This window comes from Halorubrum sp. B53 (assembly GCF_059752395.1).
The window spans coordinates 247,803-261,641 of record NZ_MWTH01000005.1 but is presented as its reverse complement, the minus strand read 5'-3'; the positions used below and the strand labels follow the sequence as shown (position 1 = coordinate 261,641).

Genomic DNA, 13,839 nt, shown 5'->3' with positions numbered 1-13,839 from the left:
GCTGGCTGTGGGGCCGCCGTGCGGGCGCGCTCTCGCTCGCGCCCGGAGGGCGCTCGCGAAGGCGCGAGCGAGAGCGCGCAGCCGACGCTGGCGGGCGGTGCCGTCGACGAAATCCCCGTGTCAGAGCACGGGGAGTCGGGCGCTGTCGCGAGCGCCTTCGGAGAACCGCGATGTCACGTACGAACGCGAGCGAAAAGACGGTTTCGGACGCACAGCTCCCATCACCAGCTGAACGCGGGCACACTCCCACGGTCGAACACGCGCCCTCGACGCGGGCGGTGTGTCCAGAGTGTGAGAGTCAGGTGATCACCAACGACGAGACGTCGTTCTGTACGGCCTGCGGGCTGGTTGTCGCCGACGAGTGGGTCGATCGGAGCCCGACGCTGAACGACCTGGGCCTAGTCGGAGACGCCGACCAGAGCATCGAGACGGTGGACCCGCTGCGGACGGACAAGGGCCTCCACACGAAGATCGGACGGAACACTGATGGGCACGGCAATCCCCTGAGCAACGAGCAGTGGGAGACGGTCCAGCGGTTGCGGAAGTGGCACAAGCGCATGCAGTTCGGCGCAAAGCGCAAGCGAACGAAGCGGCTCAACGAAGGGCTGCGTGACGTCGAGATGATCGGCGGCAACCTGGGGCTCCCGGACCACGTGACCAAACAGGCGGCCCGGTACCTCCGACGGGGCTCGGAGGCGCGGCTGCCGGGCGGGCGGATGGCCTGGGAGTCGCTCGCCGGCGGCGCCGTCCTCTTGGCCGTGCGCGACGCGGCCCTCGACCGTGAGGCGATTGATGAGGCGGTCGCCACCTACGCCAAAGCACCCCGCGAGCGGGTGTGTGCGGCGGCCCGGAAGCTCCGGTGTGAATGCGCGCTCGACGTGCCCGTCACCCGGCCCGACGCCGTGGTGACGGTGCTCGAGGGGCTTGAGGACGGTGCGCTTCCCGGTGCCCGTGCGGTTCGGACGTGGCAGCTGGCCCAGCACCTGCTGGCACTCGCCGACCGGGTGCCGGTTGGGCCGGGGACGCCCCGGGCGACGGTCGCAGGCGCGGCGCTGTACGCGGCCGACCGGCTCCTCGACGGCTCGCAGCTCACCCAGCCGCAGGTGGTTGCGGCGGTCGAGCCGATTGTGCCGACCTCGCGGCACCGGATCGGGCGGTACAGTCGGGAGCTCGTCGACGCCTACAAGGCCGCACACGGCACCGATGACCCGGCTGTCGGGCTCGCGGCGGGTCGCGACAGCCGGCGGTGAGCGGGGCGGCGCTCATTTTTTCTGGTGGCCGCCACCCGTGGACGCCCCACCGCCCCACCCTCCGCTCCGTGCTCGCTCCCTGCGGTCGCTGCGCGCGCAGCCACGACCTCGCTGAACGAATAGGGTCGCCTCAACTGGTTGGACCTCCCACATTACCGGGTAGAGATCCAAGCCGAAACCACAAGCCGGGTCTAATCCAAGCACCTGTTTCGACCCCCTGCTTTATGCGCCAGTCCCGTGGGGGTTAGCGCATCAGACATGTCGGAGTCAAGTGATAGTATTAAGCGATTCATTAACCTCGTCGACCGAATCGGTGACGACGCTACCGGGACGTTCGATATTCTTGGGATTGGGAAGGATGAGCGCGCTCACACACGGATGTTGGCCTGGCTACTCAGGCCGACTGGGAGTCACGGTGTGGGAACTACTGTCCTCTTGGACTTGCTGTCAGAGGCCGCAATTCAACCGCCAGCGGGGCTCGACACTGCTACCATCTCGACATTTGACCGGCAGTCGTCACAGACCGAACTGGATGTCGTCATCGAAAGTGGAAGCTCACTCATCGTCATCGAAATCAAGACGCAAGGACAACTAGGCCCCGATCAGCGTGACCGACAGGTCGACTACTTGAAGTCCGTAGTCGCTGGTGACGAACAACGCTCAGGTGGCCCTTTCGAGAGGTGGGAATACATCTATCTCTCTGCCGATCCGAGCCATATCCCCGATTATGTTGACCATCAGGTCGGCTGGGACGCGCTTCTCAATCTCGTTGCCGCGCAGGTAGGTGCTGTTACCCGGGATACTGATGCGGTCCGAATCCGAGAATGGATTCGGTTCGCGAGGACGCATTTACTGGAGTCGGAGCGACTCCCACCGGCGACCGAACTACAGCTCGCCTTCCCCGCATTAGTTGACCAACACGACGTCAATCTTGATTTTGCTACCGTTCGGAGTGATCGCCAACAGCTGCTCTCGTCCGTCTGGCAATCGCTCTCGGAGGCTCACCCAGCAGTAACTGATGGCGAGGAAGGCTGGGACACATCTCGGTCCCGAATCGAACCCGGAACAAAATACGTCCGCTTTTCGAAAACTGGGTGGCCATCGGGGTTGCGCTTCGAGATTCAGGCGACGGGACAGCGAATGACGGCCGGCGACAACCATTCGGGTCCGGAGAATGCGTATCGTACACGGATCCCCCATATCGAGGTGACACTCACGTATTCAGGGAGCGACGAACAGGAACGGGATCGCCTCCTCTCCCATTTGGCAGGGGACAACGATGAATCCCTTCGCAACAGTGGTTTCGACTTGATACGTGATACACTGCCGGAGGGCGGACCACAGTTCAACGGTTATCACGTGTACTCGAAGCAGGTGCCGATTGATTTCTCGAACCCGGAACAGACAGTTGCCGGGATTCGCCAGGGGCTCGCGTCACTGCTAGAGCTTGAACAGTCCCTCGATCACTTCGAAGCCTGACCACTCATCCGACCGGGACAGAGTCAAAATGGCTTCAGTCGCAATCGCGGTGTGATATTTTTAGAACAGGCGGAACGTCTGAGATTCACACATACGATACCGTCCGTCTCGAACACTGTTTTCAGTAACGCGTAGAGCCTTGTTCCGGCCTACGGGACGGCTCTTTATCGCCTAAGCTAAAATAAAACGTGAGGGATAGTCATACACGGCCGCTGTACGGATAGAAGCGTGTATGAGGCAACCTGTCTGTTCCCCCGCGACGAATGTATGCGAGAAATAATTCGAGGCATAATACGAGAACATCACGCCTCCCGAGATCTTATTGAACCACACATTGACGCACTCGTCAAGGAATATGTCGAGCACTGAGAGCGCCATCGGCGTCGACGCCTGCCCAAAAGGGTGGTTCGTAACGGTCCTGGCCGGGGACAAAATCGAGACAAAGCTATACGATGACTTCGCCGAGATCTACTCTGAGTACCAGGCGGATCGGGTGTTTGTGGATATCCCGATTGGACTCCCAACAGATAGTCGGCGACGCTGCGACATCGCTGCGCGTGAGCTTCTCGGTTGCCGCGGCAACTCTGTCTTTTTTCCACCATGCGAATCCGCAGCTGCTGTTGAGAGTTACGACAAGGCGAACGAAATACATCGTGACGAGATGGGCCATGGTCTCTCCCAACAGGCCCACGCGATTAGCGATAAAATCGAGGAGGTACGAAAGGTTGGAGACGCGACTTATGATGGGCCAATCTACGAGAGCCATCCAGAGCTCTGTTTTTACGCATTTAACGGGCAGCCGATTGCTTACTCGAAGTCCTCGAAGCGAGGTCTCGCCATCCGCCGCCACCTCCTTGAGAAAGAATATCCTGGACTGGATGATGAATACGAGCAGGTGATCAAGAACACCTTCCGGAAAAATATCCGACGGGATGATGCTCTCGATTCGATGGTTCTCGCACTCGCTGCGGAGCGTGATAAGTTACAGAGCGTTCCAGAAAGCCCGGGGCCGGACACTCCACGAATCTACTATCCAACAACACCGGCGATTTCAGCGAATCCATGGAGTGGACTATGACTATCCAGGAGGCAATCGACCAACTGGACACAGAGTTTCAGGAGGCGCCTCTCGGATTCACAGTCGAGACTGCGCTCCAATCACGACTCCTTGAGCTGCTACGGACCAAGATCGGAGAGACGATTCAGGTCCGCGGCGGTTACAATACAGATGATGCGACTGGGTACAAGCAAAAATATCTCAACCGAATTGCGACACCACAGTCTATCAGTAACATCCAGCCGGAGGTGAACTTCGGCTTGTCTGGCAAGAAAAACCGGAGTCTCGATATCGCAATTCTAGAGCCACAGCACGACTCAGAGTACGATAACCTTGACTACTTGCCGGCGGGAGACACTCCGAGTGTTACGGTTCGTCTCGTTGATGGAAGCAAGTACTTCTCGGCTGCGTCCATCAAGCACGCGATCGAGCTCAAATACATCAAGAACGTGGATGTCGCCGGCGCAAAGTTCGAATGCGACAACATCGATGAGTGGTCTCATTTCTCCGCGGATTTGGCTAAGCTCGGTGATCTTTCAGATGCTGAATCACGGCACCTCATCGTGGTTTCGAACAAAAACCCATTCCAGCAGGGGGAGGTTGATGGCCGGAGTACAGCGAAAGCACAACGGCGCTACGAGCGAGTAGAGATGGAATGTGAAAAACGAGGGGTCACACTCACCGAGATCCATCCACGATCGGAGGAGTAACAAACTAGCTGTTTAGGGTACGAAACTGACCTTCAGGTCAGCTGAGCTAGTCACGGATTAGCACTAGCGAACGTCATTCGAGGTCGTCAATAATCGGTCGGAGTTCCGGGCGACGGTCCAGCAGGAACGCAGGCGAAGGTGGATTCCAACCATCCCGACGGCACCGTCCCGGACCTCTCACACCTGCCCCTCGCGCAGGAAGCGAAGATTCGCGCCCAGGAGCCCGAACTGGAACACATCAGCGCCCAGGCGGAACTCGACACCTAGGAGGGCCGGGCGAAGCGGACCCGCGAGGTGGTCACCGAACGGCGGCAGCGCAAGCGGGCGGAACGCATCCCCGAGCGGACGGATCCGCGTGAACGCCTCTCCCGGATGGAACTGCCGACGGTGAATCAGGAAGCAGACCGGATGGCACAGCGGCTTCGGACGGACCACAGTCGGGCGGCTGTCTCCCGGGTGCTCGCAAAGCAGGTCGCCAAGGGACAGAACATCACCAAAGCAGTGTTCGACATAATGGACACGCTCAAGACGGCCCCCGGCGCGATCTGTCCGATCGAGGACGTCCCGGACGTGTAGACCGATGAGGTGAGTATCGAGGGAACCGTGACCGAGCTTTGGGATCCCTCCGATACCATACCTAAGTCGACCTCATCGCAGACAACGCCGGGATAATCAAGTTCACGTCCTAGACGGCTTCAGAGGCGCGCATCACCGATCACCGCCTTGATGAGGGCCGTGGCGCCGATACCGAGCAGCAGCCCCTTTGCCGCACGCTCATAGCTGTCCAACGCCGACTCGACTGCGGAAGCCGATTGTGCGCTCCGGCTCGCTTTCTTCGCCACGACGTAGGCTATGAAGGTGCTGTACTCGTCGAACTCGTCGACGTGGTGCCAGTAGGCGAAGTGCGGCGCCAGCTTCGGTCCATCATTTTCAATTTCTTTCTGTGTTTCCTCGAACTCTTTCGGCGTTGGTAGGTCAGTTGAGACCATACTAACACATCACCCCGACACAGTATGATTTTTGTTACTAAATAAATAGATGAACAAATAAAGAAAATAAGGCTGTCAGAACTCAGTATCTCAGAAACCTCACTACCTAGGCGGCCTGTAATTTACTACATTATACCGGGAAAAATCTATTCACTCTGACATTCTAGCCAAACTATTAAACTAATGAATAGATATCCCGATTACCAAACTATGGGTAATACCCGTCCAACGGACTGGAAAACTCGGCGCAAAAAAGTCCTCAAACGCGACGGTAAGCAGTGTCAAAACTGTGGCCGCGGAAAGAATGTCAACCTAGAAGTTCACCACGTAGTTCCAATCAAAGATGGAGGGGGAAATGTTCTATCAAACCTCATCACTCTCTGTAGAGATTGCCATAGCGCAATTCATAACTCAGGAACAGCACCTACTATAAATCAATCTTCTAAAGAGAAAAGTCGGCGCTCTCGCTCCACAAATTCGGTTGACACTAGTTCGATCTCAATCCCTGACCCAGGTTCTATTGAGATCGACCGGTCAGATTGGAAGGATGTTGCGGAGCCCTATACCTGTTCAAATTGTGAGGAAACTATCCGACGGACTGGCTGGTTCCCCTACTTCGAGCACTTCCGGAACTGTGGAATGCCTGCCGAGCGCCCACAGACACTGTCTGTTAAACAATGGGAAGAAGTCAAAGAGAGGATAGAGAATATCCGAAGCAACCCACCCTCAGAAGAAGCACTAAACAACGTGATTACGCCAGTGGGTATAACCGAGACATGTAGGAAATGTCAGGATGGGTGGGTTGAGTTACATCATGTAGTCCAGCATAAAGAACAAGAGAACTCAAAAATTAAGACGGCCAATTTTCTAATGGGAGAATGTATTGAGTGTACTTCTAAATTCAAAATAGATGGTGGAATCCAGAAGTGGCCATAATTGTGGTGTCTTCGAGAATATAATTAATAGATGATGGATCCAGTTCTATCGTCATCAAATTGACTACACGTAGTGTGTTCAGTATCTCCGTAGTTTCTGTCTTAGGACATTCTAACAGAGACGTCTCATGGTGTTCTACACTCGATCGATGTGGTCGTAGACTCGCTCGGTGGTCTGAATCGTCGCGTGCCTGAGCCGGTTCCGCACGTCGTAGAACGTGCGCCCATCCTCGACGTTTAGCATCCGGTAGGCGACGCTGTGCCGGAGCGTGTGCGGCGTCACGTCTTCCGGGTCTCCTCCCCCGGTGACCGTCATCGGACGCACGTCGGCGCCGACGGCAGCCTCTCGCACGACGTTCCGAACGGACTCGGTGATCAGCCGGTCGGACTGTCGCGAGGGCCACAGGGCCGCGGTCTCCTTCCAGCGGCCGGCGAGGTACGTGCGGAGCGTCCGAACGGTCTCGTCGGCCAGCTCGATCTCGGTGTAGCTCGGGGTTCGGTCGGTCGGGTAGTCCTTCTGGATGTCCGCCGAGAGCGCGAGAACGCCATCATCGAGGTCGAGATGGTCGGCCACGTCGAGCGCTCGCACCGAACCCATCCGAAGCATCGTGTGCCACAGGAGCGTCGCGGTCACGTGGTGGATCGAGGCGTACTCGTATCGCTCAAGGTACGCAAGCATCGTCTCGGCGTCCTCGGTCTCGAGCATCACGTCGCGACTGTTCTCTCGGGGCGTGATATCGGGCGAGCGGACCTTCTTGTGGAGGTCCTGTTCGACGGCGTCGACTGACTCCAGCCACTTCACGAAGACGCGTAGCGTGTCCATCTGCGTCTTCTCGCTCACCTTCGTGAGGTCGCCGACGTTTCGACGCCAGAGCCGGAACTCCTGAAGCCGCCGGCCGGCAGGTCGTTCAGGTTCTCGATATCGCGTTCCGCACACCACCGGAGCAGGAAGCTCAGGCGTGACTTGTGAGAGGCGACGGTCGCGTCCGCGACCGAGGTTTCTTTCTCCGCGATGTACAGCTCGAATGCCGTTTCGGGGTCGATTGGTTCGAGTTCCATGGTTCGATCGATCTCGAACCACACGAAGGCGCGGCCTTCGACACCCGTTCAGCGAATCACCAACGTTTCCGCGTTGGGGTCGCTATCCCGTCGCGCCCGTATCGTTCTAATCGCATGACAGCGACGGGGTAGACACCGAAATACTCCAAGGCGCGTGCTTTCGTTCGACAGGTGATGTTCAGTGGTGCATCGGTGGGGATCGCGTACAGGCAACTCTGGATTCGGTAGAGAAAATCTCTCGCGGATTAATTGCTCTGGCCGGATCCGACTAACGATCTCTCAGTACAGTCCGGTTATTCGTCTTCGAGAGCGTCGTAAATGTCCCGGTTCGAATCTCGGTCGTCCGCCGCGACCCGCCGAACCAGTTCCCGCCGGATGTCCTCCATCACGTCGTCAAGCGGAGACGTCGTTTCCGCTCCCTCTTCGGTGGCCATGCCTGTAAGAACGCGTCGAACGCCGTTAATCGTTCGGGTCCGACGAATCGCCTGTCAACTCCGATAGCCCGTACCGGACGAGTTCGTCTCGCCACGCTTCGATCTCACCGGCCAGATCGAGTGCTTCGGTGTGGGATCGGAGATAGTCGGTGGTTTCATCCTCATCGACGGCCGCTTCGTCGGTGCCGAACGCTTTCAGTATCGTCCTCACTTCGCTGTCGTACTCGAACCGATACCCGTTGAGGAAGTAGAAGACGACCGTCACGTTGAGCGCGGTACGTTTGTTCGCATCGACGAAGGGGTGATTCGCGACGAGGAGCCGCAGAAGATGATACGCCTTCTGGTGGATGGTTTCCGGCGCTGAACCGAAGCTCCCCTCTTCGATGTAGTTCAGTGCGAACTCGATGTCACCGCGGTTCCGAACACCGGCGGGAGTATCGGGGTACTCCGCGACAACGTCGTCGTGGATGGTGACGACATCTTCGACGGACGGGTACCACAACGAGTCGGCCATTCGCTCCAATCTCGATACCACACCAGTGTAGATGTTGCTATGATGAGACGGGAGAGTGATGTCAGAAATCGCTTTTTTCAAGACGCCGATTTTGACCGTTTCACGCCTGAAAGGTCGAGTCGTTCGACAGTCGAACCAGCGCCCGTCGCGCTCTCACGAACCGGTTCCCGACTACTCGAGACGGAGCCGACGGACCCCCCATTTTCACGCAACAGGAGGCGTCCGATACCCGTCGTCAGAGCGGCGTAGTGAGAGCGCGCGGACCGCGACCTCAGTAGTGGCGGTCCACGGGCAGTTTGGCGCTCGACCGCGCGCCGTGATACCGCTCCCACAACAGCACGGCCGGGGGGAGCGCCACGACCGTGAACACGAACGAGTAGAGGACGCTCAGCGCGGTCAGTAACCCGAAATCACCAAGCACGGGGGTGATCGCGAGCGCGAGCGCACCGGTTCCGAGCGACGTGGTCAGCATACTCCCGAGGAGGGCGCCGCCCGTCCCGGAGAAGGTGATGACCATCGACTCGTAGGCGTCTGCGTTCTCGTTGAACTCGTCGACGAACCGGTGTGTGGCGTGGACGGAGTACGCGATGCCCAGCCCGATCGAGATCGAGAGGATCGTCGCCGTCAGCGCGTTCAGCGAGAGCCCGAGGAACCGCATGGTCCCGAGCAGGAACGCGATGGCGATGAGGATGGGGAACAGGTTCACGATCCCGAGTAGCGGTTTCCCCTCTAAGACCCCGTACGAGATGACGAGGAAGACCCCCGTCAACACCATCGCGAGGATCAACCCCTCGATCGCCGAGTTGAAGATGATGTCCGTCACGGCGTCGAACACGACGAGCTGTCCGGTCGCCGTCGCCGCGAACCGGAACTGCGTGGCGAACTCCCGTGCGTCCGCGGACGCTTCGCCCTGGGAGGAGCCGGCCTCGATCGCGTACTCGACCTGCGCGGTTCGCCGGTCCGGCGTGAGATACTGCGCGGCGCGGTCACCGGCCGGCGAGGCGAACAGCTCGTCGTAGATCCGTTCGAGGTTACGGTCGGGGATCCCGTTCCCGTCCACGTCGCTGCGAGCGACCAGCCGGGCGAACTCGGGGTCGCGATCCGCCTGCGTTTGGATCACGGTGACGATGCTGGTCGGGCGTGCGCTGCCGCCCTCACCGACCGCGAGCGCGCCCGGCGGATCGTCGTTCGGCGCTGCGAGCGCCTCCAAGGCGTGGTCCTCTTGGAAGTTCCCTTCGAGGTATATCGTCACCGATTGGTCTTGGTTCGTCGAGAAGCGGTCCTCCAAGAGCGTGATCGTCTCCGTGACGGTGTACTCGCTGGGCGCGAACGGCTCCGGCAATCCGGTCACGTACTCGGGCAGCTCTTCGGGCGGGAGGAAGTCCTCCGTCTCGAAGGAGGTGTCGACGCCGCTCCCGTACGCCGCCGCCATGCCGCCGGTGACGACCAACACGAGCACGAAGGCGATCGGGGCGTACCGGCTGATCTGCGCGGGGAACGTCAGCAGTCGGCCGAGGGCGGAGTCGCTCGAGGATATCGGCGCCGAGTTGAACTCGGGGACCCCGTACGCCTCGCGGAGCTTGTCGACCTCCAGTTTCGCCGCCGGGAGGAACAGCCCGAAGATCAGGAAGGTGAACATGATGCCGGTCGCCGAGGCGATACCCAAGTCGCGGATCGGGCCGAGGTCCGAGATCACGTTTGCGCCGAATCCGAACACCGTCGTCACCGTCACGATGACGAAGGCGATCATGAGCTGGTTGTTCGCCTCGCGCATCGCCTCGAGGGGTTCGTACCCGGTAACCGCCTCCTCGCGATAGCGGTTGATGATGTGGATCCCGAAGTCGACGCCGACGGCGAGCAACAGCACGGGCACCGAGATCATCGGCTGGCTGAACGGGATCCCGGAGAAGCCCAGGAAGCCGAACGTCCAGACGACGGTCATCAGCAGCGCCAACAGTCCCAAGGCGAGATCGATCGGATCGCGGTAGGCGACGACCAGGAACAACAGCAGCAGGAGCACGACGACCGGCATCACGATCGTGAGCGAGTCGACGATGACGTTGGCCGTCTCGGCGTTCGTGACGCCGGCGCCGAACGCTCGGATATCGCCGGGCGAATCGGCCGTGATCGCTTGGATCGTCGTCTGCAGCTCCTGGAGGTCCGCGTCGGTGAAGCCGGCGGGGACGTCGTGAGACACGACCGTGATCGAGGCCGAGGCGCTGGCGCTCGTCGGGTTGAAATCGGTCGAGACCGCCCGGCTGAAGCGCGGGTCCTCTTGGAGCGCGCGGACCGTACGACGGATCTGCGTGGGACTGGCGTCCTCCAGCGCGCGTCGCTGCTCCGGGATCGTCGTCGCCGACGGATCGATCGCCCTCGCGACGACCGTCGCGGGCCCGTTCGCTGACGCGACCCGGAGATCGTCGCGGCGCGTGAGCTCCTCGAGCAGTCTGAGTTCGCGGACGAGCGCCTCCTGCGTCAGGACGTTTCCGCCGGTGTGGATGAGTTGGGTGGACTCGCGCTCCGGCTCGAAGGGGTCGTCGAACTCTTGGTTCACCGCGTCGAGCGCCTCCTGCTCGTCGAGTCCTTCGGTGAACGCGTCGGTGGCGCCGGTGTCGGTACTGACGAGTCCGATCCCGCCGGAGAACACCACCGTGAGCAGGAGGAACGCGACGACGACCCGTCGCGGTCGATCGACGACGACGTCGTTGAGCCGGCGTGCTCCCGCCTCGATTCGCTCACCGACCGACATCGGCTACTGCCGCCTCCGATAGACGACGAGGGCGCCGGTCGCGACCACGAGCAGCGCGACGACGATGACGGGGACGGGGAGCCCGCCGCCCTCGCTCGCGGTCACGTCGATCGGCACGCGATAGGTGTCAGACAGGTGGCTGTCGCCGTCCGCGTCGTCGTACCGGAAGTCGAGCGAGACGGGGAAGGTGCTCCCGGCCGTCGCGGAGCCGGTCGTGGTCAGCTCGAAGGTCAGCGTCGTCGTCTCGCCCGGCCCGAGCGACCGGACGTATCCCGTGTCGGTGGCGCCCGTATCGAGCGGGTCGTCGGCGAACAGCCGCGCTTCGACGTCGGTCACGGGCTCCTCGAGGTTGTTCGTGACCGCGACCTCGACGGTCCGCGTACCGCCCGCTTCGATGCTGCGGTTCTCGACGGCGACGCCGAATCGGTCACGCTCCGGCGCGACGGCGGCGTCGACGGCCAACTCGTCGTAGCCGCGAACCTCACCGTCGTCGTTCCGGTACTGAACCGCGAGGTCGATCGAGCGGAGGCCGGTCTCGGCCTCGCCCCCGATCGAGATGGGAAGCGCGAACTCCGTCGACTCGCCCGAGTCGAGCGACCCGACCGCGGCCGACCGCTCGATCGGAATGACGTTCGCGGAGTCGCCCGCGTACTGAACGACGACGTTGTCCGCCGCGACCGGGCCGTCGTTCGTCACAGTGCCCCTGAGTTCGCCGTCCTCGCCGACGCGTAACGTGGACGCGACGTCGCTCACGGAGAACGTCTGCTCACCGAGGGGCGCCACGCCGGCGGAGAGTCCCTCGTCGGCGTGGGGGATGCCGTCCGGCGTCTCGAAGGTGACGCGACCGGAGAGGGCGTACTGTCGGGTGGGCGCCGTCGGTGAGAACGAGGCGTCGTAGGGGACCGTGACGCTCTCGCCCGGGGCGATCGAATCGACCAGCGCCGCGTCCGACGTCCCCTGTCCGAGCGCCAGCCCGGCGCTCGACGACTCCAACGCGACCGTCGCGTCGTACGCGGCCGTCGCACCGACGTTTCTGACCGTCGCCTCGATGGTGCCCTGATCGCCGATCTGGGCGTCGGTCGTCACGTCGACGATCCGGAAGCGCGCGTCTTCGGTGACCTCGACGTCGACATCGGCGGTGACCGTCTCCTGCCGGTCGTAGGTGACGCCGCCGGACTGCTGGCGGGTGTACGAGTACTCCAGTTCGACCTCGAGTTCGTAGTTGCCCGGATCGGTGCCGTTCGGTACGCTCACCGCGATCGGCACCTCGCGCGGGGCGGTCTCGGTCACGGCGCCGAGCGCCAGCGTTCCGGTCTCGACCGTGAGCGGGGAATCGTCCGCCTCGGCCGTCAGGCGGACGTTGCGTGCCGTGGTGACGATGTCACGCGTCTGCGGCGTCCCGAGATCGACGTCACCGTCGTTGACGAGCTGCAGCGTCACCTCGTTCGTCCGTCCGGGCGTCACTTCCGGCCGGGGGATGACGACTGACAGGTCGGGCGACCCGCGCACGACGCCGGCCACCTGTGACCGCGCAGGCGAGTCCACGGCGGTCGGCCCGGCGAGGTCCGCAGCCGCTCCGGCCCCGCCTGACTCGGTACCCGTCGAGCTCACGGGCGCCATACCGGCGGCCACGCCGACGGTCCCGCTTGTCAGCATCAACGCGGCGGCGAACACGGCGAGAAGCGTCGTCCGTCTCACACCGACCCCCTCCCGGGACGACGGTCGTCCGTATCGACGGGGGCCCGCCTCATCGCTCCACCGCCTGCGTCCGTGTCGCGTCTCGATACTGGCGATTAGAACGCACCGTGTCGTCTCCCGCCGCGGTCTGCTCCATACCCGATCACACGGCCACGAATCAATAAACACTTTGTTTTTGGGTTCACAACGTGCGATCGATGGAGCATTCCCGATCGATAGACAACGGCCGAATATCTCACCAATGAGCCGATTCACCGATCGGGATCGCGAGCGAATCCGGTCTCAACTGGTCGACGCCGGCCGAGAGTTGTTCACGCAGTTCGGGTTCGAACGCACGCGGATCAGCGATCTCACGGCAGAAGTCGGGATCGGCACGAGCACGTTCTACCAGTTTTTCGACTCCAAGGAGGCGCTGTACGTCGAAGTGCTCCTCGCGGAGCGCGAGTCGTTGGAGGGGAAGATCGCCGACGCCGTCGCCGAAGTCGACAGCCCGCGCGAGGAGGTACGCGTGCTGCTGAAAACGACGCTGCGCGAGGTGCGATCGAACCCGCTCATTTCCTCGCTGATCGTCGACGGCGAGCTGCGCGCGCTACAGGACCGCATCGCCGACGCCGAGTCCGAGGGGGAGTCGATCGCGACCGAGATCCGCGATTCGGCGCTCCCGTTCGCCGAGCGCTGGGCGAAACTCGACGCGTTCCGGTACGACGATCCCGAGCTGATCGACCAGATGTTCATCTCGCTCGTCTTTACCGCGCGGTCGCGGAACGCCCCGATCGGTGCCGACACCGACGCCGCCTACGAGGAGGTCGAAGACGCGCTCATCGAAACGATCGTCAGGGGCGTGTTCGAAGACGAGTGAGCGCGCAGACGGCGACGTCGGCGACCGCAGTAGCGCGGCTGTACCGCCCGTTTTTCTGTCACCGGGACGGCGCAGACGGTATCGGCTCCGCGTGAGACGGGTGACG

15 protein-coding genes are annotated in these 13,839 nt (G+C 61.5%); 8 read left to right on the top strand and 7 right to left on the bottom strand.

Going from position 1 to position 13,839, the window contains the following annotated elements:
* Positions 1-170 precede the first annotated feature (170 nt).
* The 6 genes from B4V06_RS04765 (at position 171) to B4V06_RS04740 (ending at position 5,072) form a co-directional block, all read left to right on the top strand.
* Positions 171-1,250 (top strand): transcription initiation factor IIB, encoded by a 1,080-nt coding sequence (locus B4V06_RS04765; protein ID WP_498167840.1) that lies wholly within the window; start codon positions 171-173, stop codon positions 1,248-1,250.
* A 258-nt stretch (positions 1,251-1,508) separates the two neighbouring features.
* Positions 1,509-2,729: a PD-(D/E)XK nuclease family protein gene (locus tag B4V06_RS04760; RefSeq protein WP_498167837.1), complete on the top strand. Its 1,221-nt coding sequence runs from the start codon at positions 1,509-1,511 to the stop codon at positions 2,727-2,729.
* A 355-nt stretch (positions 2,730-3,084) separates the two neighbouring features.
* Complete coding sequence (locus tag B4V06_RS04755) at positions 3,085-3,807, top strand: DUF429 domain-containing protein (RefSeq protein WP_498167834.1); 723 nt, start codon at positions 3,085-3,087, stop codon at positions 3,805-3,807.
* The gene (locus B4V06_RS04750) at positions 3,804-4,496 is read left to right on the top strand and encodes a hypothetical protein (RefSeq protein WP_498167831.1); all 693 of its coding nucleotides are present in this window, start codon (positions 3,804-3,806) and stop codon (positions 4,494-4,496) included. The genes B4V06_RS04755 and B4V06_RS04750 overlap by 4 nt, the downstream gene beginning before the upstream one ends.
* Before the next feature lie 138 nt (positions 4,497-4,634).
* Positions 4,635-4,763, top strand: coding sequence for a hypothetical protein (locus tag B4V06_RS04745; RefSeq protein ID WP_498167828.1), 129 nt, complete (start codon positions 4,635-4,637; stop codon positions 4,761-4,763).
* Between the two features lie 27 nt (positions 4,764-4,790).
* The gene (locus B4V06_RS04740; protein WP_498167825.1) at positions 4,791-5,072 is read left to right on the top strand and encodes a hypothetical protein; all 282 of its coding nucleotides are present in this window, start codon (positions 4,791-4,793) and stop codon (positions 5,070-5,072) included.
* A 119-nt stretch (positions 5,073-5,191) separates the two neighbouring features.
* On the opposite strand, the gene B4V06_RS04735 is transcribed toward B4V06_RS04740, so the two are convergent.
* Positions 5,192-5,485, bottom strand: coding sequence for a hypothetical protein (locus B4V06_RS04735; protein ID WP_498167822.1), 294 nt, complete (start codon positions 5,483-5,485; stop codon positions 5,192-5,194).
* Positions 5,486-5,668: 183 nt separating this feature from the next.
* On the opposite strand from B4V06_RS04735, the gene B4V06_RS04730 reads away from it, so the two are divergent.
* Positions 5,669-6,421 carry an HNH endonuclease gene (locus B4V06_RS04730; protein ID WP_498167819.1) on the top strand — a complete coding sequence of 251 codons (753 nt, stop codon included), beginning with the start codon at positions 5,669-5,671 and terminating at the stop codon, positions 6,419-6,421.
* 135 nt (positions 6,422-6,556) lie between these two features.
* On the opposite strand, the gene B4V06_RS04725 is transcribed toward B4V06_RS04730, so the two are convergent.
* The 6 genes from B4V06_RS04725 to B4V06_RS04700 form a co-directional block, all read right to left on the bottom strand.
* Positions 6,557-7,243 (bottom strand): tyrosine-type recombinase/integrase, encoded by a 687-nt coding sequence (locus tag B4V06_RS04725; protein ID WP_498167816.1) that lies wholly within the window; start codon positions 7,241-7,243, stop codon positions 6,557-6,559.
* 14 nt (positions 7,244-7,257) lie between these two features.
* On the bottom strand, positions 7,258-7,479 hold the full coding sequence (locus B4V06_RS04720) for a hypothetical protein (RefSeq protein WP_498167813.1): 222 nt from the start codon (positions 7,477-7,479) through the stop codon (positions 7,258-7,260).
* Positions 7,480-7,772: 293 nt separating this feature from the next.
* On the bottom strand, positions 7,773-7,913 hold the full coding sequence (locus tag B4V06_RS04715; protein ID WP_498167810.1) for a hypothetical protein: 141 nt from the start codon (positions 7,911-7,913) through the stop codon (positions 7,773-7,775).
* A 25-nt stretch (positions 7,914-7,938) separates the two neighbouring features.
* Positions 7,939-8,427 carry a type II toxin-antitoxin system death-on-curing family toxin gene (locus tag B4V06_RS04710; protein ID WP_498168043.1) on the bottom strand — a complete coding sequence of 163 codons (489 nt, stop codon included), beginning with the start codon at positions 8,425-8,427 and terminating at the stop codon, positions 7,939-7,941.
* 271 nt (positions 8,428-8,698) lie between these two features.
* Positions 8,699-11,176, bottom strand: coding sequence for an efflux RND transporter permease subunit (locus tag B4V06_RS04705; protein WP_498167807.1), 2,478 nt, complete (start codon positions 11,174-11,176; stop codon positions 8,699-8,701).
* A 3-nt stretch (positions 11,177-11,179) separates the two neighbouring features.
* Positions 11,180-12,874 (bottom strand): COG1361 S-layer family protein, encoded by a 1,695-nt coding sequence (locus tag B4V06_RS04700; protein ID WP_498167804.1) that lies wholly within the window; start codon positions 12,872-12,874, stop codon positions 11,180-11,182.
* Between the two features lie 241 nt (positions 12,875-13,115).
* On the opposite strand from B4V06_RS04700, the gene B4V06_RS04695 reads away from it, so the two are divergent.
* On the top strand, positions 13,116-13,733 hold the full coding sequence (locus tag B4V06_RS04695) for a TetR/AcrR family transcriptional regulator (protein ID WP_123113373.1): 618 nt from the start codon (positions 13,116-13,118) through the stop codon (positions 13,731-13,733).
* Positions 13,734-13,839 lie beyond the last annotated feature (106 nt).

What these genes read in the sequence shown, in the direction of transcription:
- B4V06_RS04765 (WP_498167840.1), top strand. Translation starts at nt 171, where the DNA reads ATGTCACGTACGAACGCGAGCGAAAAGACGGTTTCGGACGCACAGCTC.
- B4V06_RS04715 (WP_498167810.1), bottom strand. Translation starts at nt 7,913, where the DNA reads ATGGCCACCGAAGAGGGAGCGGAAACGACGTCTCCGCTTGACGACGTG.
- B4V06_RS04760 (WP_498167837.1), top strand. Translation starts at nt 1,509, where the DNA reads ATGTCGGAGTCAAGTGATAGTATTAAGCGATTCATTAACCTCGTCGAC.
- B4V06_RS04735 (WP_498167822.1), bottom strand. Translation starts at nt 5,485, where the DNA reads ATGGTCTCAACTGACCTACCAACGCCGAAAGAGTTCGAGGAAACACAG.
- B4V06_RS04710 (WP_498168043.1), bottom strand. Translation starts at nt 8,427, where the DNA reads ATGGCCGACTCGTTGTGGTACCCGTCCGTCGAAGATGTCGTCACCATC.
- B4V06_RS04695 (WP_123113373.1), top strand. Translation starts at nt 13,116, where the DNA reads ATGAGCCGATTCACCGATCGGGATCGCGAGCGAATCCGGTCTCAACTG.
- B4V06_RS04705 (WP_498167807.1), bottom strand. Translation starts at nt 11,176, where the DNA reads ATGTCGGTCGGTGAGCGAATCGAGGCGGGAGCACGCCGGCTCAACGAC.
- B4V06_RS04750 (WP_498167831.1), top strand. Translation starts at nt 3,804, where the DNA reads ATGACTATCCAGGAGGCAATCGACCAACTGGACACAGAGTTTCAGGAG.
- B4V06_RS04720 (WP_498167813.1), bottom strand. Translation starts at nt 7,479, where the DNA reads ATGGAACTCGAACCAATCGACCCCGAAACGGCATTCGAGCTGTACATC.
- B4V06_RS04725 (WP_498167816.1), bottom strand. Translation starts at nt 7,243, where the DNA reads ATGGACACGCTACGCGTCTTCGTGAAGTGGCTGGAGTCAGTCGACGCC.
- B4V06_RS04755 (WP_498167834.1), top strand. Translation starts at nt 3,085, where the DNA reads ATGTCGAGCACTGAGAGCGCCATCGGCGTCGACGCCTGCCCAAAAGGG.
- B4V06_RS04730 (WP_498167819.1), top strand. Translation starts at nt 5,669, where the DNA reads ATGAATAGATATCCCGATTACCAAACTATGGGTAATACCCGTCCAACG.